The sequence below is a fragment of the Bradyrhizobium sp. sBnM-33 genome (assembly GCF_032917945.1).
In the GTDB taxonomy this organism is placed as follows: domain Bacteria; phylum Pseudomonadota; class Alphaproteobacteria; order Rhizobiales; family Xanthobacteraceae; genus Bradyrhizobium.
The window spans coordinates 5,410,371-5,430,547 of the sequence record NZ_CP136624.1; the positions used below are offsets into that span (position 1 = coordinate 5,410,371).

Below are 20,177 nucleotides of genomic sequence, written 5' to 3' on the forward strand. Positions count from 1 at the left end.
GCCGCAGCTTCACTCAACGTGATCCAGATCACTTTCAAACTATAAGTCGTGTACTAGCGGCTTTGGTTCAATTCGACCGCGGCAGTCTAAATTGCGCCCAATGGACGGTCAATTTCCTCGGAAACAGGCTTCTCCAACCGAGAATCAATCGAGGCATAAATTTCCTAAAAGCTTCCGTCCTGGATAGCAATGTGCAGCCATTGATCGACAAGGCCTTCAGCGCGATATCGCTGAAGCCAGTAGGCCTTCTCGGCAAAATCGAACGGCTTGTCGGGATGCACCGCGCAGAGCACGCTCGCGTGCTGCTTCTGCTGGTGGTAGCGGGTCTCCGAAGCGTCCGTCATCATCAACCGATCCGCAGCGTGCCGCGCTCAACCACGCAGGTTACGCCTCGCCGCTGTCCTTGCGGGCCAGATTGGCTGCGGCGCTACGCCCGCTCATCTCGCTCTTCAATTGCTCGAAGCGTCGGCGCGCGTCACTTTCGCGATCGTCGACCATCTGGATCGCGGCTTCCCGCGACATCGGCCCGGTGACGATCGGCGTGGAGTTCTCCCCGATGGTCTCGTCGACATAGTAGTTGCCATTGTCGAGCCGGACCGTCCATTTGAAACGGATCGCGGTCATTGGGCCGGGCCCGAACTTGCAGTAGCCGTGCGCCTCGATGGGCGGAGGAGACGTGGGGATGGGCGGAGGGACTACCGGCATCGGCTCCGCGACCGCGGGCTTTTCGGGTTTGCGACGGCTTTCCGGCGGGTCGAGAATGCTGGCGATCGTCGCCAGGGCGTTGTCGGTCGGGTCGCTTTGGGTCACGATTCAGCCTCCGGATCGAGCCCGTTTGCGGAATCAGTACGCGTCGCCGCTCAAGGCCCTTGCATTGCTTCCGAATAAAGCTGGGCTTTGTCAATCCGTGGCTTTTTTGAGGCGCGCGCTTAAGCGCAAACCGGAGGTATTTTGTTCTTCCAGGGCCGGACCTGTTCGACCTGGCCGGCCAGCCGGAACAGGGTGGCCTCGTCGCCGAACCTCGCTGAAAACATCATGCCGAGCGGCAATCCGGCCTTATTCCATGCCAGCGGCACCGACATCGCCGGCTGCCCGGACATGTTAAACATGGAGGTGCCGGGCATGTAGCGCCGCAGGATCGGGGCAACGTGCGACAGATCATTTGACATGGTGTTGAGTTCGCCGATGCGCAGCGGCGGCGTACACAAGGTCGGGCACAGGAAGACATCGCAGCTCTCGAAGAAGGTGGCCAGCGAGCGGGAAATCTGGAAGGCAGCTAGCTGGGCGGCGACATAGTCGGTCGCCGAGGTTCGCTTCGCGTTGCGCGAATGCGCCAGCGTCAATATCTCGAGATCATTGTCCGTCATCTCTCGCCCGAGCCGCTGCTCGATCAAGCGGACCGTTAGTGCGGTGTTGCCGCCGACGATAGTGGTCATGACCGCGGCCGGATCGGCGGCAAGCGCCGGTGCCCGTTCCTCGACGTGATGGCCGAGCCCCGCCAGAAGGCTTGCGATCTCACGCACGGCTGCAGCGATTTCCGGATCGATGGCATCGCCATACGGCGATTTATCGGTGAACGCGATACGAAGCTTGCCCGGATCGCGGCCGACTTCCTGCGAAAACGGCCGCTCCGGCGGCGGCGCGACGTAGGGGCTCGACGACTCCGGCCCGTGGATCGCATCCATCATCACCGCGCTGTCGCGCACGCTGATGCTCACGACATGGCCACAGGAGAATCCGGCCCAGCCTTCGCCGCGATTGGGACCGAGCGGATTGCGCGCCCGGGTCGGCTTTAAGCCGAACACGCCGGAAGCCGAGGCGGGGATGCGAATCGAGCCGCCGCCATCGCTGGCGTGCGCGACGGGAAGGATGCGAGCGGCAACCGCCGCCGCGGCGCCGCCGGACGACCCGCCGGAAGAATGCTCTAGATTCCAGGGATTGCGGGTCGGCCCGAACAGGCGCGACTCCGTCGTCGGCATCAGGCCGAATTCGGGACTGGAGCTCTTGCCGAAGATGGATACGCCGGTCTCGAGGAAACGCCGCGCCAGCGTACCGGTATGATCGGCCACAAAATCCTTCAGGACCGTCGCGCCTGAGGTCGTGCGCGTGCCCTCCAGGAGGTCGAGGTCCTTCAACAGAAATGGCACGCCGGTAAAGGGACCATCGGGCAGGCCGTGTTCGATCTGACGCTCGGCATAGTCGTAATGCTTGACGACCACTGCGTTGATCTGCGGATCGACCTTTGCGGTGCGGGCGATGGCTTCATCGAGCAATTCCTTGGCCGAGACCTCCTTCTTCCGAACCAGTTCGGCAAGGCCAATCGCGTCGTAATTACCGTATTCCTTGAAGGCCATGCACACACCTCGCTTGCCGGCCGGCCGATAGACCGGCCATGCCTGGGGCCATTTACTGCGACGATTTAGCCGAGTACGTCCTGATTAATCACGTTCTGGCGCAAGGGATCGCCGTCCAATACGCTCAGAATGTTGCGGGCCGTCTGCTCGCTCATCCGGTCCACGGCTTCCACGGTGACGCCGGCGACATGCGGCGCCATGATGACGTTCGGCAGGGCGAGCAACGCCTGACCGGCCGGCGGCGGCTCCTGCTCAAAAACGTCGAGGCCCGCGCCGGCTAGCTTGCCGGACACCAGAGCGGCGTGCAGCGCGGCCTCGTCGACGATTCCGCCACGCGCCGTGTTGATCAGATAGGCAGTCGGCTTCATCCGCTTCAGCCTGTCGGCATTGAACATGCCGACAGTCTCCGGATTCTTGGGGCAATGGATGCTGACGAAGTCGGCGCGCGGCAGCGCCGCGTTGAGGTCGGCGATCGGCTCGCAACCGGCGGCCTTGATATCGGCGGGATGCTTATAAGGGTCGAAAACCAGGACGTTCATTTCCATCGCGATGCAGCGCTTGGCGGTGCGCGTGCCGATGCGCCCAAAACCTACGATCAGGACGGTCTTGCCGAAGAGGTCATAAGGCAGCATCCCGAGCCTATCCGCCCATTTGTCGTCCCTTACGAGCGAATGCATTTCCGTTGCGCGCTTGGCGAGCGTCAGCATCATGAACAGCGCGTGTTCGGCAACCGACGGCGAATTGGCGGTGCCGGCCACCATCAGCGGCACCTTGCGGCGGCTCAGCGCGGGGACGTCCACGGCGTCGAACCCGACACCGATCCGCGTCACCACCAGCATGTCTTTCGAGGCTTCGAGCTCGGGCTCGCCAAAACGGGTGCCACCGAGAGCGACGCCGTGGACCGGCGCATGCTCCCTCAGTTTGATATTGAAATCCTCCTGCGAAATCATGTTGGGAAATTCGACGAGCTCGATGTCGTCTCGCGCGTGAAGCAGCGCTCTTCCCTGCTGTGACATCGATTCAGTGATGAAGATTTTCTTCTTGTTGGTAGCCATTTCCTGCCCTTAGTAACCTCGCAATTGCGCCGTCAAAGGACGACGCCGGTCACCTCGTTTAGCAGGTGCATATTGTTGAGGTCCACAGCCAATCGGAGAGGGGCGCCATCCTGCGCGCCAGCATTGGGATTGACTCGGCCGCAGACCTGCGAGCCTTCCAGCGTAAAATAGATCAGCGTCTCCATTCCCATCGGCTCGGTGACATCGAGCACCGTGTCGAAGGCCTCCACGCCGGGTGCAAGATGCGGCCGAGCCTCGGTGATATGCTCGGGTCGCAGCCCCAGCAGCAGTTTGTCCGTGCGCGGAATGCCCTGATAGCGGGCGGCGCGGGCCGGCGGCAGCGGGAAGGCGATGCGGTCGGTCAACCGGATGTGCACCTTGCCGGCGAGATCCTCCAACCGGCACGGGATGAAATTCATCGCCGGCGAGCCGATGAAGCTGGCGACGAATTTCGTCGCCGGCTTGTGATAGAGCTCGTTCGGCGTGCCGATCTGCTCGATGCGGCCATGGTTCATCACCACCACGCGGTCGGCCAGCGTCATCGCCTCCACCTGGTCGTGGGTCACGTAGACCGTCGTGGTGCGGACCTTCTGGTGCACCTTCTTGATCTCGATCCGCATCTGCACGCGCAGCTTGGCGTCAAGATTGGACAACGGCTCGTCGAACAGAAACACCTTTGGGTTACGCACGATGGCGCGGCCCATGGCGACGCGCTGGCGCTGGCCGCCGGACAACTGTTTCGGCTTGCGGTCGACCAGTTCGACGATGTCGAGCATGCGCGCGGCCTCGTCGATACGGCTCTTGATCTCGGCCTTCGGGTAGCGCTTCAGCCGCAATCCGAACGACATGTTTTCCGCAACCGTCATGTGCGGATAAAGCGCGTAGTTCTGAAACACCATCGCGATATCGCGATCCTTCGGCGGCACGTCGTTGACGATGTCGCCGCCGATCATGATGTCGCCGTCGGAGATATCTTCCAGGCCCGCGATCATCCGCAGCGTTGTCGACTTGCCGCAGCCCGATGGTCCGACCAGCACGACAAACTCATGGTCCGCGATGTCGAGGTCGATGCCGCGCACCGCCTCGACCTCGTCATAGCGCTTCACAACCTTACGCAACGTCACGTCAGCCATGAGATCAACCCTTTGTCGCACCGGCGGTCAGGCCGGCAATGTAATAGTCCATCAGGAATGCGTAGATGATGAGCGGCGGCGCAGCACCGAGCAGGGCGCCGGTCATGATCTGCCCCCAGTTGAACACGTCGCCCTTGATCAGTGAGGTAATGATGCCGACCGGCATCACCAACTGGTCGGTCGATGTCGTGAACACCAGCGGATAGAGGAATTGCGCCCATGACACCGTGAAAGCGAAGATGGTAGCCGCAATGATGCCGGGAAAGGCAACCGGAATGAATATCCGCGTCAGCGTCTGGATCCAGGACGCGCCGTCGATGACGGCGGCTTCATCTAGCTCTTTCGGTATCGAGGCGAAGTAACCGATCATGATCCATGTGCAGAACGGCACCGTGAGCGTCGGATAGAGAATAAGCAGCACGTACCATCTGTTGATGAGCTGGATGCCGGTCCAGTCGCCGATCACCGCGAACATCTTGAAAAGCGGAATGAAGAGCAGTGTCTCTGGAATGAGATAGGTCAGGAACACGCCCGTCGCGAGCGTTGCCGAACCCCAGAACCGCATTCGCGCCAGGGCGAAAGCCGCCGGCACCGATATCAGCATGGTGATGGTAACGACGAAGATCGAGACGATTGCCGAATTCCAGAAGAAGCGCAGAAACTGGTTCGACGTCAGCAGACCGACATAGTTCTCGAGCGTTGGGTGGAACACCCACCACGGATTAGTCGCGGCCGAAATCTCGGCGCTGCTCTTCAATGAAGTGATGAGCATGTAGATCGGAGGCGTCAGCGAGAAAATGGCGAAGATCACCAGGAAAAAATAGGACCAGCGCAGCGCCCAGGCCCGATCGCGGCTCATGCTGCCGTACTTGACCTTGCGGGTCGGCGCGGTCTTGTCGATTGTTACTGTTGTCATCAGGCTTCGTTCCCGCGTTTGTTGATGTCGCGCAGGATGAAAATCGCTGCGATCGCCAGGATCGGCACCATGAAGAGGGAGACGCTGGCGCCCAGCGGTATATCGCTGCCCTCGATTCCAATGCGGAACGCCCACGTCGCGAAGATATGGGTGTGATCGAGCGGGCCGCCCGCGGTCAGGATGCGCACGATGTCAAAATTGGCGAACGTCACGATCAACGAGAACAGCGTCGTAATCGCGATGATGTTTCGCATCATCGGCAGCGTCACGTACCAGATGCGTTGCCACCAATTGGCACCGTCGATAGCGGCGGCTTCGTAAAGCTGTTCCGGCACGGATTTCAGCGCCGCCAGATACATGATCATGAAGAACGGCGCACCGACCCAAATGTTGACGAGAATGACCGAGAAGCGCGCCCACATGGCATCGCCGGTCCATGGGATCGGCCCGATGCCGAAGAACGAGAGCGTGTAGTTGAATGCGCTGTAGGAGGGATCGAACAGCCACAGCCAGGCGAGCGTGCTCATCGCCGGCGGAATCACCCACGGCACCAGCAGCATGCCGCGCCATTTACGCTGGCCCTTGGCCGGAATGTTGTGAACGAAATGCGCAATGATAAAGCCCAGCAGCGCCTTGAAGACGACGGCCGTGATCGCGAAGATGCAGGATTGCTTCACGACGAGCCAGAACGTCTCGCGCCTGAACAGGAACTCGAAATTGCTGAGCCCGACGAAGCGCTGCATCGACTTGTTCAAGGTGGCCAGGTGCAGCGCATAGAAGGCCGGATAGATCACGAGAGTCGCGATCAGGAGGATCAGCGGCAGCGTCATCAGGAACGCCACGCTTGATTTGCGCCTGAGCATTTTGTGTAGGCTCGAGCGCTTGCGCGCGGCTTGTGCGGCGCCCCGGTTCGGCTGCAATGCGACGTCAGCCATGGTGTGCTTTCATCCCTATAACGTTTCTGTCGGCTTTGCCGGGCCTGCGATTGAAGGTGGAATGGGAATGGCGGCCTGCGATCAGGCAGGCCGCCAGAGTATCCCGTCCGTCAGCTCCGCATGAAGCCTTCGCACTCGCCTTCAGCCCAGGCGAGCACCTTTTCCATCGCTTCGCCCTGGTGATAGCGCAGGCACATCTTGGTCAGGGTCGCCTGCGTATAGATCTGCTGTGCGATCTTCGGCGGGGCGGGCGCCGCGGCGATCGAAAGAGTCTGGTGGTTGTGCGGGTTCGGGTAGTGGTAGAGCGTGCCCTTCGGCGGCCCTTCCTCCTGCCAGACCTTCAGCGTGGTGAGCTTTTCGTAGCAGGGCAGGTCGTAGCCGCCGCTCGCCACACACATCTTCTCGATCGCATCCGGTTGCGAAAGAGCCCTGAGCACGCTCTTGGCCGCTTCCTTGTTCTTGGAGAACGACCAGGTGCCCCAGAAATAGGACAGGTATGGCGCATAACGGCCCTTCGGCCCGACCGGGAAGCCGTGAGTCCAGCACTGCTCGGCGACCTGCGGCGCGTCGCGTTTGGCAACGGCCCAGGCACTCGGCGGGTTCATGATCAGTGCGCCCCTGCCGGAGACAAGCCATTTGTTGTTGGAGGAGTCGTCCCAGGCGCCGGCGTCCGGCGGCAGGAAGGAGATCAGCTTCTTGTAGTATTCGAGCGCCTGACGCACGGCGTCGGTCTTGACGGTGACGTTACCCTTCTCATCAACGAGGGCTGCACCGAACGACTGGAAGATTGCGCCCGCTGTATCGACGTTGTCGCTGGTCTCGCCAAGTCCGATGCCGAACGGAACGCCGCCTTTCTGGCAAGCCTCCGCGGCCTTGAGGAAGGTGTCCAAGGTCCAACTGTCGGCCTTCGGCGGGGCACCGGCCGGATACAGTGCCTGCACATCGATGCCGGCATGCTGCTTCATCAGGTCGATGCGGGAGCAGGGACCCTTGATCTGGCTGCCGACGCTCGCGGGCACCGCCAGCCATTTGCCTTTGGACTGGCCAAGATATTTCACGGTACCATTGGGTTCGCCGTTCTGCTTGATGAGGCCTTCCATGACGTCGTTCATGGGTTCCAGCAGCTCGGCCTGCGCATGCGGCCACCAGGTCGGCATGGCAAGAATGTCGTGGCCGGATTTCGCCTGTGCTTCGGCTGCGATGGTGAGCAGGTTCTTGTTGCCCTGGCTCGGGATGTAGTCGATCTGAACCTCGACCTTCTCCTTTTCCGCCCAGGCATTGACGATATCTGTCGAGGCCTTGTTGGCACCGGGAACCCAGTGGTCCCAGAAACCGATCGATAGCTTACCGGCGGCATAAGCGCCGCGCACATACGGCGCGGTGATGAGCGCTGCGGATGATAGCGCTGTCGCAGCAACGAATTGTCGGCGAGAAAGCTTCCTGCGTGACATAACGTTTCCTCTTTGCTGAGCCAGATTTTGGTTCTTGTTATTCTTCTCCGTCTGGCGGGAAGCCGCTTCGAGGCGGCGGCCAGCGGAGATTTTGTAATCGGATCAGACCAGAATTGTTTGCATCTGTCGAGAAAACACAGCGGCCACCGTTATTGAACTAACGTTGCGTGGAAATTCCGGGCAGCGGGAGCGACGATGTCGTGTCCTCGATATCGTCAATAATTGACAGGTGATATTGCGGCGCACACTTTGCATTCGAGCAGGGGGGCGCTATTGGGCCGCAGCCGACCGACGGCACGCGTAACTGCTTGCGCGGAAGCTGTTTCCTGCCGGGGAACTATCCGGCGCAGCGGTGGACGAGTTTGGGGCGGAAACGATAGTTTAGGCGCCGAAAGATTCTCGCGCGCTTTGGCGATTGCGCGTGGCAAATTTCACGATCGACCATGGAGACCCGACAATGACACGTCCTCAACAGCTTGCGCCGATGCCGTCGCGCTGGTGTTTTGTATTTGGCGCCATCGTCGTGCTGGCTCTTGGCGCGTGTGCGACGGCGAACGCGCAAGGGCTGGTGCAGGGCGTGCAGCAAGGGGCGCGCGAAGGCAACAAGGCTGCCGGCCCGGTCGGTGGCGTGCTGGGCGGCGCGATCGGCGGCGTCGTAGGCGTGGTCACGGGCGTCACCGGCGTTCTGACCGGGGGCAACAACAATACCAAGGCCGGACAGGCTCCGGCAGCGAAGGAATCCAAGCAGGGCGAGCCTTCAAAGCAGGGTGAGGCCTCGAAGCCTCCGAAGGGGTCCAAAGCGACGAAAACCGCAAAGCAGCAACAACCGCAGCAGCCGGCCGTCCTCACCCAAGCCGGCGCGCCGCAACTGACAGCCGAACAGATCGTCGCCAACAGCGACGCCAATATCGAGCGGATCAAGAAGGAGCTGAATCTCACGCCCGAGCAGGAGAAGCATTGGGCCGCGTTCAACAGTGCGATGCACTATCTCGGCCATAACGGCGCCGATCGCCTCAATCTGCGCATTGCGCGCGCCAAGCGCGATCCTCCCGACGACATCATCGAGCAGATGCGCAACGAGGCCCAATTTCTCAACGACCGCGCCGTCGATCAGCGCAACGTGGCCGATGCCGCCGAGCCGCTATTTGCCAGCCTGAACGACAAACAAAAGGCGGTCTTCATTCAGGAAATGGTCAATCTGAGCCATGAGCGCGGGCTCGACTAAGGTGGGTCGGCCGGACGAATAGCCGGGTACGTGTGCCCTGGGGTAGGTTGAAAGGCACGGCACCCGGCTATTCTGCCGCAGCGGCGCGGCACCTCCCAATCTCATTGCAATGATGATGAAACCCTGACGGACTCGCGCCTTACTGATGGCTGACTTGCGGCGTTGTCGGGAACTTCATTATTTGAGGGGCGGTGTGGCGTCCCAACATCATTGCGCCATGCCACCACAGCACCAAAAACCAATTCGGCCGAGTCGGACGCCGCCGAAGAATTAAGGTCCGGACCCGTTGATGCAGCGAGGCCTCAGGTTTTCGGAAAGTTCAGCTCCACGCCGACACCATCGGGATCGTAGAGGAAGAACTGCGTATCGCCGGTGCGCGGCACGATGCTCTCGCGAAATTTGACGCCTTTCGACTGCAGTCGCCTTCGCATACCCTCGACATCGGTGGCGGCAAAGGCGATATGGTCAAGCCGGCCGGTATCTTCATACTTTTTCTCGGTGCCGCGCACCACGATGCCCTCACGCGGCTTGCGCGTGCCCATCAGATGCACCGTGGCCGTGCCACCGGAATAGAGCCAGTAGCCGGGGAAATCGAGCGGCGGACGATCGCCGTTTTCCAGCCCGAGCACATCGCAATAGAAATCCTTGGTGCGCTCAAGATCGGCGGGCTCAATGGTGTAGTGCTGCAGTCCGCCAAGTCCCATGGCCGTTCTCCCTAAACGAAGCTGAGGTCGGTATCGACGCCCATCATCCAGGCGCCGACGGTTTCAAAATGCCTGAGCTGGCCTTGCAGCTGCTGGGTCACGGTATGGATGTCGCGGAACCGGCGCTCCAGCGGATGGTTCTCGAAGATCGCAGTGGCGCCTGCGGCATTGTAGGCAAAGTCGACCGCCTCGCGCGCCTTGTGGATGGCATGGGTCGAGGCCATGCGGATGTTCATGCGCTGCGCGACCGTGATGGTGGCGCCCGCGGTGAGATCCTTCCAGGTGTCGGCCATCGATTGCAAGACGTAGCCCCGCGCGGCGCGGAGATTGACTTCCGCCTGGGCGAGGTTGCTCTGGACCACCGCATTGTCGCGCAGCGAGACCTTCGCGCCACGCGGCACCTTGTTACGCATCGTATCGACGAAGTTGTCGAGGGCGGTGCGGGCGATGCCGCAGGCGACACCGGCAAAGCCGACCTGATAGCAGGTGTGATTGCTCATGCGGTAGAGCGGGCCGCGCTCGCGGCATTCCCGGTCGAACTCACGCGTAATCGAATGGTCGGCGCGCACGAAAAATTCGTTGAGCGCGAACTGGTCGCTGGCGGTGCCGCGAAGGCCCACGGTGTTCCAGATGTCGGTCCACTCGACGTCTTCGGAGCGTACCAGCATGGTGCGCTCGAGCTGGGCTCCATTGGCATCGTATCTGGGCGAACCGTCGGCCGCATAAATCGGGCAGTGCGCGCCGAGCCAGGTCGCATGCCGGCCGCCGGATGCAAAGGACCACACGCCGGTTACCCGGTAGCCGCCGTCGCATTCGACCGCCCGAACCTTGAGGCCAGGTCCCCACGCCAGTACCGCTCGCGGATCGCCGAAGATCGCCTGCGCCACCGGCAGATCGAGATAGGCCGCCGACATCGCGCAACCACCGGCCTGGCTGAGGCACCAGGCGGTGGAGGCATCGGCTTTGGCGATGGTTTCGATGACGTGAAAGAAAGTCACGGGATCGGTTTCGATCCCGTTGGTCGAGCGGGGCAGCAACAGCCGGAACAGTTGCGCATCGTGCAGCTTGCCGAGCAGCGCCGGCGGCAGCCGGCGGGTCGTCTCGATGTCATCGGAAGCTGCCGCGACGTCGGAACGTATGGCTTCGGCCCGGGCGATCACTGCCTGGTCGCCCGCAAGATCGGCAGAGTTTGCGATCGGTGTATTCAAGGCCAGCCTGCCGGTTCGATCAGTGGATGCGCCAGTGATCAGTAGATAAGGCTATCGCGCCATCGCCGCGATCGGCAAGTCCATAGCGATGCGAAGCACGCCTGCGCATAAGCGATGGGATTCGTGCCGCTCTGCACAATGGGGTCCGATATCCGGCGAAGGCTGCGGCGCATGTGTCCGACTTGTTTAAGATTTTCAGCTAGCCTTGCGATTGGCCGGAATCGATCCGGGATGGGGCGACGGATGGAAGAGCGGCGAAAATTTCCGCAACGGAGATGGAGCAGCCTGCCTATGTTTCGTCGGGTGGTTCCGTGATGGGTTGCGTGGTGCGGAACATCTCGCGCGAGGGCGCTGCGATCGATGTCGACAATCCGGCCTTCTTCCCGCAGCGCTTTCGCCTGGTGATGGCAAAGGATCCATCGATCGTGCACGAGTGCCGGGTAGCATGGATCCAGAAGAATCGTATCGGCTTGACCTTCATCAGGATGGTGGACGCGGTTATGGATCGGCCAACCTCGGACGGGACGCGCTGAGCACACTATTCGATCCGCAGCTTCGCATCGCGTACCACCTTGCCCCACTTATCCATCTCCAGCTTGATGCGCGCGCCGAACTGATCCGGCGTGTTCGCGACCGCCTTGAAGCCGAGCGTCGTGAGGCGTTCCTTCACCTCCGGCTGTGCGACAATCCTGGCGATCTCGCGATGAAGCAGATCGACGATTTCTTTCGGCGTCCCTGCGGGCGCGACGATCCCGGTGAGTGTATCGGCCTCCTGATCCTTGATTCCCCCTTCGGCGAAGGTCGGTACGTCAGGCAGGCCCGCGGCCCGTTCGATCGAAGCCACACCAAGCGCGCGCAATTGTCCGCTCTGCACCGCCGAAAGGGCAGGCGGCAGCGCGGTAAAAGCGATCGGCGTGTGCCCCCCGATGGTCGCCTGAATGGCCGGGGCAGCGCCCGTGAACGGGACGTGGACCAGGTCTAGCTTGAAAGCCAGCCGGAACAGCTCGCCACCCAGATGCGGCGTCGATCCAACGCCGGGGCCGGCAAAGCTGTACTTGCCGGGATTGTCCCTGACGAGCTGCACCAGTTCCGGTAACGTTTTGGCTGGCACTTGCGGGTTGACCACGACGACATTTGGCGAGACCGCAACCAGGGTCACCGGCGCAAAATCCTTGACCGGATCGTATGGCACCTTGGCATACAGGCTGGGATTAACGACGAAGCCGGTGCTGACCACCATGATGGTGTAGCCGTCCGGCGTCACGCGCGCGACCTGGCCGGCTGCGGTGTTGCCGCCGGCGCCGCCGATGTTCTCGACGAAGAACTGCTGGCCGAGATGGTCGCTGAGCTTTTGCGCCACGATGCGGGCGATGGCATCGGTCGGTCCGCCCGCCGGGAAACCGACCACGACGCGCACCGGCTTGCTTGGATAGTTTTGCGCCGACGACGCCAGGACGCCGGACAGCAGCCACGCGGTTGCCAATAAGACCCGCAAAGCCATGGCCATGGCGCTCTCCCCAATATGTTTGTTGGAGCTATCATCGGCGAGGCCGCGACGCCGAACAAGGGGCTATTGCGATGGCCGGCGAGCGTTATTTCTTCAGCAGCGGCTTGAGCCGTTCTTCCAACTCCTCGAACGACATCGAGCCCTGCAGCAGCCGCACGCCGTTGAGGAAGAAAGTCGGCGTCGAGGTAACCTTCAATTCGCGATGGGCGTATTGCTGATCGGCGTTCAGCTTGTCAAACTGCGCCTGATCTTCCTCGCAGGTCTTGACGTCCTGCTCGCTCATACCGTGCTGCTTCCCGACATAGATCAGCGTATCCTTGGTCTGCGCCATCAGCCGGTCCTGCAGCTTGAACAACATGTCGACTGCGCCGAGGTATTTTTCGGAATCGTCCTTGCCAATGCAGCGCGCCAGTATCGAGGCTGCGGCGGCCTTGATGTCGAGCGGAAACTCGCGGAATACGAAGCGTACCTTGCCGGTCTCGATATATTTCGAACGCAGCATCGGAAACACATTCAGGCTGAACGCCGCGCAATGCGGACAGCTCATCGAAGAATATTCGGTAATCGTCACCGGCGCCTTCGCAGACCCGATGGCGATGTCGGGGAGGGATACCGGCTTCGCGACATTGGCGGCAATCGCGCTTTGCGCCAACGCGGTGCCCGCGAAGGCGAGCGACGCGAATGCAACGAGCGCGATGACGGCGATGGGACGATAGGCGTTCAACGTGGCTCCGAACCCGAATTTGGTAAGCGATCGTGCAACGGAACTGTCTTTTATTGGCTTAGCGAGCCAAAAGCCACCCGATCAGATTGATTGCGCGCCGGGAACTGTCGCCATTTGCGGCCGCGCCGTGCAAGGAATATTGTCGTCCGTCATGACCGATGGTTTGATGCAAGCGTGACGCCTGCGCCGACGATCCAAGCGGGCCAAGATTCGACTCTACCCAGCGAAATACAACAAGAGAACGTCATGACCCAGGACACCGCGCTGTTGAGCGAAACGCAGACAGCGGATGCCATGTTGCGGGCGCGGGCCCGGAGGGTCGTTCCCGGCGGTATGTGGGGTCACCTGAATGCGCGCGGCTTCCGGGAGGCTATCCGCAATTCTTCGCCTCCGCGGAAGGCTGCCGCGTGCGCGACGTCGATGGCGCGAATACATCGACTTCATGTGCAGTTGGGGGCCGATCCTGCTCGGCCACCGGCATCCCGAAGTTCAGGCCGCGGCCGAGGCGCAGGCCGCCAAAGGCGACTGCTTGAACGGCCCGGGCGAGGTAATGGTGGAGCTTGCCGAGGATCTTGTCGCCATGCTGCCGCATGCCGATTGGGCGATGTTTCAGAAGAACGGCGGCGATGCGACCACGTGCTGCGTGACGATCGCCCGTGCCGGCACTGGACGCCGCAAGGTGCTGGTCGCGCGTGGCAGCTATCATGGCGCGCTGCCATGGTGCTCGCCGAGCATTGCCGGCGTGACTGCCGAGGACCGCGCGCATCTGATGCACTTCGAGTACAACGACGTGCAGAGCTTGCGAGCGGCGGTCGAGGAAGCGGGCAAGGATCTCGCAGCAATCCTGGTGACGGCTTTCCGCCACGACATGGGACGCGATCTCGAACTGCCGACGAAGGAATTCGCGGCGGCCGCGCGGGCCGCATGCGACGCGGCTGACGCCGCTCTGATCATCGACGAAGTGCGGGCCGGCCTGCGTCTCGATACCAGAGGGAGCTGGGAAGCGCTCGGCGTGCATCCGGACCTGTGCGCCTGGAGCAAGGCGATCGCCAACGGCTACGCACTGGCCGCCGTTACCGGCAACGACCGCTTCCGCGAAGCCGCCACCAGGATATTCGTTACCGGGTCGTTCTGGTGCGGCACGGTGGCGATGGCGGCGGCGCGAACGACGCTGCGGATCGCGCGTGAGAAGGATGTGCCCGGGCATATTCGTGCGATGGGCATGAGGCTGCGCGAGGGATTGGCATCCTTGGCGAGCGAGCACGGCATCGCGATCCGCCAAAGCGGCCCGCCGCAAATGCCGCTGATGCTGTTCGAGGCCGACCCAGACGCAATGAAGGGCCGGACGTTCTGTACAGCCGCGCTACGCCACGGCGCGTTCTTTCATCCCCAGCACAATATGTTTCTGTCCTCGGCGCATCGCCCAGCCGATATCGACGAGGCGCTGCAGGCGGCCTCGCACGGCTTCAAGGCCGTCCGCGAATTGGAGGCGAAGTCCAATCGATAGTCGTCGGCATCGACCTGGGCTAATTGGGGACTTGTGAGCATCAGATAAAAATGCCCCGCAACGCGGTCTTTGCGACCAACGATGGCGGGGCAGTCTTGGGAGAAAACGGCGAGATCGCCGAATGATACGGACGTCGTCCGGCATCATGTAAACCGACATTGCACTCTTTCGGCGGCGTTCGCATTGACCTGGATCAAACAGCAGGTACGCCTGCCCTGACAACGAGCGCGCTGGAATAGCCGGCCGCGTGGGCGCGTCCCTTGGGCTTCGATTTCACGTTGCGGTCAGTTCATCACGCGACGCGGTTCCAGGCGTGCTTGCCGGGGGCGGGCGTGTAGCACGCCGGATGTTCGAACTCGTCATGGCCCGCCAGCTGCACGACTTCGACGCAATCGGCATTGAGGCGTTCGTTGTCGACCAAGCCTTCCGCAAGCACCAGCGCCTGCGATGGGCCGACCGATTGCACTTCGATCTGGCGTTGCAGGCATTTGAAGCTGTGGCCGTCGGAATTACAGAGATCCTTGTAGAAGGAGACGCGATAATTGTTCATCTGGCACTCCCATCCTTCCGGCATCCTGTCATCTAGCTTACTCTCAAGCGTTCATGTCCGCCACCCGCTGGCGGTTGCGCAGCACGATTTGACGTGCGTCGAAAACACCAGAATGCACTGGTCGCTAAGCTGCGACAGCGCCCGAGAAACGGCTTCCAGCGTCAGGCCGAGATAGTCGCCGATGTCGCGGCGGCACATCGGCAAAGCCATCATACCAGCTTTGGTGAGCCGGCGGTCCATTTCCAGCAGGAAAGTGGCAACTTTTTCCATCGCGGTATTGCGGCCCAGAAGCAGCATGTGGTCTTCGGCGTGCCGGGGGTCGTTTGCCATCACGATCCAGAGGTTACGGGCGACCTGGACGTCTGCCTCGTCCTTGCGGTAGGAAAACTCGCTGGCAATCACACCCGCGCAGGTCGCGATCACGCTGAACTGGTCGACGGCCGGAACACCCTGGGTGCGTGGGGCGGGGAAAACCTTGGCTGCTGAAACCGCCGGGGCGGTGATCGTCTGGGTGAGCATTTGCCATCTCCTCGATGCGGGATGGCTATCCGGGATTTTTGCAGCGCGAAGTTTGGGTCGATATCCTAAGGAGGAGCCCTTACGGGGTTTGTCCGGACGTCGTCATCGGCGACGTAGACCATCGATTTCCGGGGCGGAATGCCAGCTTCGGATTCACTGGTGGCGCTGTTTCGGATGTCGATCATGCCGACAAAATACAAAATAGAGGTTTTTCGAGGTCCCGAATTGATTTGGCTCAATCGTTGACGATCCCGGCGCGGATCGCAAAGTGAACCAGTTCGGAAAGGTTACCGGCCTGCATCTTGGTCACCACATTCGCCCGATGGAACTCCACCGTGCGCGGGCTAATATCGTATTCTCGGGCGATTGCCTTGTTCGATTGCCCCGTCACCAACCCCTGCATCACCTGGCGTTCACGCTGGGTAACGCTGGCGACGCGGGCAGCCATGTCGGCCGACAACGCCCCGCTCTTCGAACTGCTCTCACTCTCCGCGAGCGCGGTCTCGACCATGCGATCAGCCGGTCATCCTCGAACGGCTTTTCGAGACAATCGAGCGCGCCAAGCTTCATCGCTTCGACGGCGAGGGGTACGTCGCCGTGGCCTGTCATGACGATAACGGGAAGCTTTCGCGGGCCCGAATTCAGTTGACGCAGTAGCTCCATGCCATCAGAACGCCGCGGCTGGCGCTGCGCTGCCGACGTAGCCATGTTAGGGAAGGTCCGCGCGGGTTCGATTGACGAGGATCAAGCGTGACCCGTTCGCACCCGAATAGACTGCACTGGCTTTGCGTGAGGATATCGAACGAAATGCACGCCATGGTCCTGAAAGCGCCCGGCGCGCCACTGCAGTTTGAGCTGCGCGAGGATCCGGTACCCGGGCCCGGCGAAGTGCGCATTAAGGTCGGTGCCTGCGGCGTGTGCCGCACCGATTTGCATGTCGTCGACGGAGAATTGCCGAATATTTTCCATCCGATCATACCGGGGCATGAGGTGGTTGGCCGAGTGGATGCGCTCGGTCCCGGTGTGACGTCTCTAAGGATCGGCGAAAGGGTCGGCGTTCCCTGGCTCGGTCATACGTGCGGCAAATGTCCCTATTGCCGGAGCGGCCGCGAAAACCTTTGCGACCGCCCACTCTTCACCGGCTACACCCGCGACGGCGGCTTTGCCACGCATCTCGTCGCGGATGGCGGCTATTGCTTTCCACTCGGCGAGGCCGACGACGACGTCGCTATCGCTCCTTTGCTGTGCGCGGGTTTGATCGGCTGGCGCTCGCTGGTGATGGCGGGTGATGGAAAGCATCTCGGCATTTTCGGCTTTGGTGCAGCAGGCCACATTATCGCGCAGGTAGCGCGCTGGCAGGGACGATCGGTCATCGCATTCACCCGGTCGGGCGACGTCGCGGCGCAGCGCTTTGCGATATCACTCGGCGCCGAATGGGCCGGTGGGTCGGAGGATCAGCCGCCGATGCCGCTCGACGCAGCCATCATCTACGCGCCGGTCGGCTCCCTGGTGCCATTGGCATTGCGCGCTGTACGCAAAGGCGGACGCGTGGTCTGCGCCGGCATTCACATGTCGGACATTCCTTCATTTCCTTACGATATGCTGTGGGAGGAGCGGCAGTTGCTTTCGGTTGCCAATCTGACGCGCGGCGACGGCATCGCGTTTTTCAAGGTTGCGGCGCAAGCCGGCGTCAGGACGCACACCAGCGTGTTTCCGTTGCGGCAAGCAAATGAAGTGCTCTCGAAACTGCGCGCCGGGCAGATCACGGGCGCCGCTGTGCTGCAGCCATGACTGAGCGATTGCCCGCCGACACTGTCGCAGCCGAGGCCGAGAAACAGCAGCACGTGCTCGATTTCCTCGATGGCTCCAGCTTCGGTGCGGCCGGGGGCGGCAAGCGGATCGATACCCATGCCTCCATAGTTTTTCTCGGAGCTGATCGGGCATTGAAGATCAAGCGTGCCGTGCGCTTGCCGTTCCTCGATTATTCGACGCTGGAGAAGCGCAAGCGTGCCTGCGAGGAGGAGCTGAAAGTCAACGCCGGCAACGCTCCCGAAATCTACCGGCGCGTTATTCCGATCACGCGCAATTCCGAGGGCGTTCTCGAAATCGGCGGCTCGGGCAAAGCGGTCGAATGGGCGGTCGAAATGGCGCGGTTCGACGAGAGGCAGTCGCTCGACCGTATTGCTGCATCGAAGACGATCGATCCATCGCTTGCGACGGCCGTGGCTGACGCGGTTCTGCGATCCCACGACAGGGCACCGCGCCACGACGGTGAAAGCTGGCTTGCCTCCATTCTACCCATCATCGACCGCAACACCGCAAAATTTCGAGCCGTGGACGGACTTCAGTCGGTTGCGATCGATCAACTCGATGCCGCCAGTCGCGGCTCCGTAGCGATATTGCAGCCGCTGCTCAGGCAGCGTGCCGAGCAAGGGTTCGTGCGCCACTGCCATGGTGACCTACATCTTGCCAATATTGCATTGGTGAATGGCCGGCCGCTGCTGTTCGATGCCATCGAGTTCGATCCGGTCATCGCCACGACGGATGTCCTCTATGATTTTGCTTTTACGCTGATGGATATGATCCATTTCAATCAAGGCGCGGCAGCAAACGCGACGTTCAATCGCTACCTTGCGCAGGCGGGGGACAAAGATCTCGACGGCCTGCGCCTGCTGCCGCTGTTTCTCTCAATGCGGGCGGCGATCCGCGCGCATGTCCTGTTCGTGAAGAGCGAACATGGTGGAGGGAATGATGCGGTCTGGCAGGAGGCCAGGCGCTATTTTGATCTGGCAGTACGCCTCATCACGCCCAAGCCACCGCTGCTGGTGGCAATCGGCGGGCACTCGGGGACGGGAAAGTCGGTGCTGGCTCGCGGGCTCGCGGGGCTGATCGAGCCGCCGCCCGGCGCGCTCATTGTCCGCTCGGATGTCGTTCGCAAGCGCCTGTTCGGCGCCGATGAAACCACGGCTCTGCCGGAATCCGCCTATGGGCCCGACGTCACTGAGCGTGTCTACGGCATGCTTTCGAGCACCGCGCAGCGTGTCCTCGCCCAAGGCTGCTCGGTCGTGCTCGATGCTGCTTACCTGCAGGAATCGGAACGGAGGGAAATCGCGCATCTCGCAGCCACTTGCGGCATACGTTTTGCCGGCCTGTTTCTCACGGCGGACCTCGCGACGCGGCTGGCGCGGATCGAACAGCGCAGGGGCGACGCATCCGATGCGACACGGAACGTTGCCCTGAAGCAGGAGACTTTCGCGCTCGGCGCTATAGACTGGCATATAATTGATGCCTCGGGGACGCCGGACCGATCGCTCCGCAGCGCCCGTACTTTTTTGTTTGCGGTGCCTAACGAGCGTTGACGATGAGAGTCCACCCAACCGGAACGTCCAGCCGGCGCAAGGCCTCTGAAGCGGCGAGTCTCGACTGTGCAACCGCATTCCAGACGATCGCGCTCGACTGCATTGCTTCTATCAAGGCCCAGCACAGCAGCGCGTGCGCCGGCGATGCCGAGGCCGTGCATCAGATCCGGGTCGCGATCACACGGTTGCGCGCCGCTGTGGCGTTCTTCGCGCCGATCGTGGTCGATGCGGAATGGCTACGCCTGAAAAAGGAAATTGCCTGGCTGAATGGTCCACTCGGCGCCGCGCGCGATAACGACGTCCTCGTCGAATATGCGCGCCGCAAGCGTTACCGCGCCTGGGCGGAGCATATCAGCGAGCAGGTCGATCGGCGCCAGACGCAGAATCACCGCCGCCTGGTTCGCTGTCTGCGCTCCGTTCGGACGCAACGCCTGATCTCGGGACTCGCAGGCTGGATCAGACAGGGAGCGTGGCTGGCGCGGTGCAAGCGGAACAAAGGGGCAGAAACTCTGCAAGTCTATTGCGCTCGCGAACTCAACCGTTGGCACGGACGGGTGATCCGCAAGGGAAGCCACCTGAAGGCGCTGGGTGGATCGCGCCGTCACCGGCTGCGGATCAGGGTTAAACGCTTCCGCTACATGCTGGAAGCGCTCACGGAGACCGTCGCGGTTTGGAACCGCGGCGAATTGCGTCAGCTGCACCGGCCGGCAAAGCGGCTGCAACGGGCTTTGGGCGAGCTCCGTGACCTCAAGCGTTTCGCCGGCCTTGCCAGCGGATCGCCGCAGGCCGAAAACGGTAAACGGAGTAAGGCGCCACCGGTGGGCTATCGCTATCGAAGGGATAAGCTGCTCGGCGTCGCCATCGCGTCTTATCGTGAGCTAAGGCACGCCGGAGGCTGCTGACGTCATCGTTCGCAGCGCTTCCACGCGACATTGTCCGTTTGATGTGCGTCAAGTTTCGTCGTCCGTCAGCAGCTACTTTCCTGGCAGCAATCCAGGACGGGGCCCTAAGCCCTCGCCAACGCATGGGA

At 61.8% G+C, this 20,177-nt stretch carries 17 protein-coding genes and 4 pseudogenes; 6 read left to right on the plus strand and 15 right to left on the minus strand.

Annotated features, from left to right (window positions below; genetic code table 11):
* Nucleotides 1-164 precede the first annotated feature (164 nt).
* From RX328_RS25265 to RX328_RS25300, 8 genes and pseudogenes are all read right to left on the minus strand, one after another.
* A pseudogene (locus tag RX328_RS25265) lies at nt 165-350 on the minus strand (amino acid ABC transporter); the annotation flags it as partial.
* Between the two features lie 34 nt (nt 351-384).
* Nucleotides 385-810 (minus strand): hypothetical protein, encoded by a 426-nt coding sequence (locus RX328_RS25270; RefSeq protein ID WP_213253778.1) that lies wholly within the window; start codon nt 808-810, stop codon nt 385-387.
* Between the two features lie 119 nt (nt 811-929).
* The gene (locus tag RX328_RS25275; RefSeq protein ID WP_213253777.1) at nt 930-2,354 is read right to left on the minus strand and encodes an amidase; all 1,425 of its coding nucleotides are present in this window, start codon (nt 2,352-2,354) and stop codon (nt 930-932) included.
* Nucleotides 2,355-2,419: 65 nt separating this feature from the next.
* On the minus strand, nt 2,420-3,409 hold the full coding sequence (locus RX328_RS25280) for a hydroxyacid dehydrogenase (RefSeq protein ID WP_213253776.1): 990 nt from the start codon (nt 3,407-3,409) through the stop codon (nt 2,420-2,422).
* Between the two features lie 32 nt (nt 3,410-3,441).
* A complete protein-coding gene (locus RX328_RS25285; protein WP_213253775.1) occupies nt 3,442-4,542 on the minus strand; it encodes an ABC transporter ATP-binding protein in 1,101 nt (366 codons plus the stop codon).
* Between the two features lie 4 nt (nt 4,543-4,546).
* Nucleotides 4,547-5,458: a carbohydrate ABC transporter permease gene (locus RX328_RS25290; RefSeq protein ID WP_213253774.1), complete on the minus strand. Its 912-nt coding sequence runs from the start codon at nt 5,456-5,458 to the stop codon at nt 4,547-4,549.
* Nucleotides 5,458-6,393, minus strand: coding sequence for a carbohydrate ABC transporter permease (locus RX328_RS25295; RefSeq protein WP_213253773.1), 936 nt, complete (start codon nt 6,391-6,393; stop codon nt 5,458-5,460). The genes RX328_RS25290 and RX328_RS25295 overlap by 1 nt, the downstream gene beginning before the upstream one ends.
* Nucleotides 6,394-6,503: 110 nt before the next feature.
* Entirely contained in the window at nt 6,504-7,844 is a 1,341-nt protein-coding gene (locus tag RX328_RS25300) for an ABC transporter substrate-binding protein (RefSeq protein WP_213253772.1), read from the minus strand.
* Nucleotides 7,845-8,301: 457 nt separating this feature from the next.
* Here RX328_RS25300 and RX328_RS25305 point away from each other — a divergent pair, with 457 nt between their 5' ends.
* On the plus strand, nt 8,302-9,069 hold the full coding sequence (locus RX328_RS25305) for a Spy/CpxP family protein refolding chaperone (RefSeq protein ID WP_213253771.1): 768 nt from the start codon (nt 8,302-8,304) through the stop codon (nt 9,067-9,069).
* Nucleotides 9,070-9,371: 302 nt separating this feature from the next.
* Here RX328_RS25305 and RX328_RS25310 read toward each other — a convergent pair whose 3' ends face one another.
* Both RX328_RS25310 and RX328_RS25315 read right to left on the minus strand, forming a co-directional pair.
* Nucleotides 9,372-9,773, minus strand: a complete 402-nt coding sequence (locus tag RX328_RS25310) for a VOC family protein (protein ID WP_213253770.1) — start codon at nt 9,771-9,773, stop codon at nt 9,372-9,374.
* 11 nt (nt 9,774-9,784) lie between these two features.
* Complete coding sequence (locus RX328_RS25315) at nt 9,785-10,981, minus strand: acyl-CoA dehydrogenase family protein (protein ID WP_213253769.1); 1,197 nt, start codon at nt 10,979-10,981, stop codon at nt 9,785-9,787.
* A 275-nt stretch (nt 10,982-11,256) separates the two neighbouring features.
* Between RX328_RS25315 and RX328_RS25320 the strand changes: the two genes are divergently transcribed.
* A complete protein-coding gene (locus RX328_RS25320) occupies nt 11,257-11,514 on the plus strand; it encodes a PilZ domain-containing protein (protein ID WP_213253768.1) in 258 nt (85 codons plus the stop codon).
* Nucleotides 11,515-11,519: 5 nt separating this feature from the next.
* On the opposite strand, the gene RX328_RS25325 is transcribed toward RX328_RS25320, so the two are convergent.
* Together RX328_RS25325 and RX328_RS25330 are read right to left on the minus strand one after the other, a co-directional pair.
* Nucleotides 11,520-12,488: a Bug family tripartite tricarboxylate transporter substrate binding protein gene (locus tag RX328_RS25325; protein WP_213253767.1), complete on the minus strand. Its 969-nt coding sequence runs from the start codon at nt 12,486-12,488 to the stop codon at nt 11,520-11,522.
* 85 nt (nt 12,489-12,573) lie between these two features.
* Nucleotides 12,574-13,212 (minus strand): DsbA family protein, encoded by a 639-nt coding sequence (locus tag RX328_RS25330; protein WP_213253766.1) that lies wholly within the window; start codon nt 13,210-13,212, stop codon nt 12,574-12,576.
* A 246-nt stretch (nt 13,213-13,458) separates the two neighbouring features.
* On the opposite strand from RX328_RS25330, the pseudogene RX328_RS25335 reads away from it, so the two are divergent.
* Nucleotides 13,459-14,719 (plus strand): annotated as a pseudogene (locus RX328_RS25335) (aminotransferase class III-fold pyridoxal phosphate-dependent enzyme).
* A gap of 292 nt (nt 14,720-15,011) precedes the next feature.
* Here the strand turns inward: RX328_RS25335 and RX328_RS25340 are convergent.
* The 3 genes and pseudogenes from RX328_RS25340 to RX328_RS25350 form a co-directional block, all read right to left on the minus strand.
* Nucleotides 15,012-15,269: a hypothetical protein gene (locus RX328_RS25340; RefSeq protein WP_213253765.1), complete on the minus strand. Its 258-nt coding sequence runs from the start codon at nt 15,267-15,269 to the stop codon at nt 15,012-15,014.
* A gap of 43 nt (nt 15,270-15,312) precedes the next feature.
* Nucleotides 15,313-15,788, minus strand: a pseudogene (locus RX328_RS25345) (helix-turn-helix domain-containing protein).
* A 235-nt stretch (nt 15,789-16,023) separates the two neighbouring features.
* Nucleotides 16,024-16,457, minus strand: a pseudogene (locus RX328_RS25350) (LuxR C-terminal-related transcriptional regulator); the annotation flags it as partial.
* Between the two features lie 138 nt (nt 16,458-16,595).
* Between RX328_RS25350 and RX328_RS25355 the strand changes: the two are divergent.
* From RX328_RS25355 to RX328_RS25365, 3 genes are read left to right on the plus strand one after another with little or no spacing between them, the layout of a single operon-like run.
* Complete coding sequence (locus RX328_RS25355) at nt 16,596-17,579, plus strand: zinc-dependent alcohol dehydrogenase family protein (RefSeq protein WP_213253762.1); 984 nt, start codon at nt 16,596-16,598, stop codon at nt 17,577-17,579.
* On the plus strand, nt 17,576-19,147 hold the full coding sequence (locus tag RX328_RS25360; RefSeq protein WP_213253761.1) for an AAA family ATPase: 1,572 nt from the start codon (nt 17,576-17,578) through the stop codon (nt 19,145-19,147). The genes RX328_RS25355 and RX328_RS25360 overlap by 4 nt, the downstream gene beginning before the upstream one ends.
* Nucleotides 19,148-19,149: 2 nt before the next feature.
* Nucleotides 19,150-20,049 carry a CHAD domain-containing protein gene (locus RX328_RS25365; RefSeq protein ID WP_213253760.1) on the plus strand — a complete coding sequence of 300 codons (900 nt, stop codon included), beginning with the start codon at nt 19,150-19,152 and terminating at the stop codon, nt 20,047-20,049.
* The last annotated feature ends 128 nt before the right edge of the window (nt 20,050-20,177 follow it).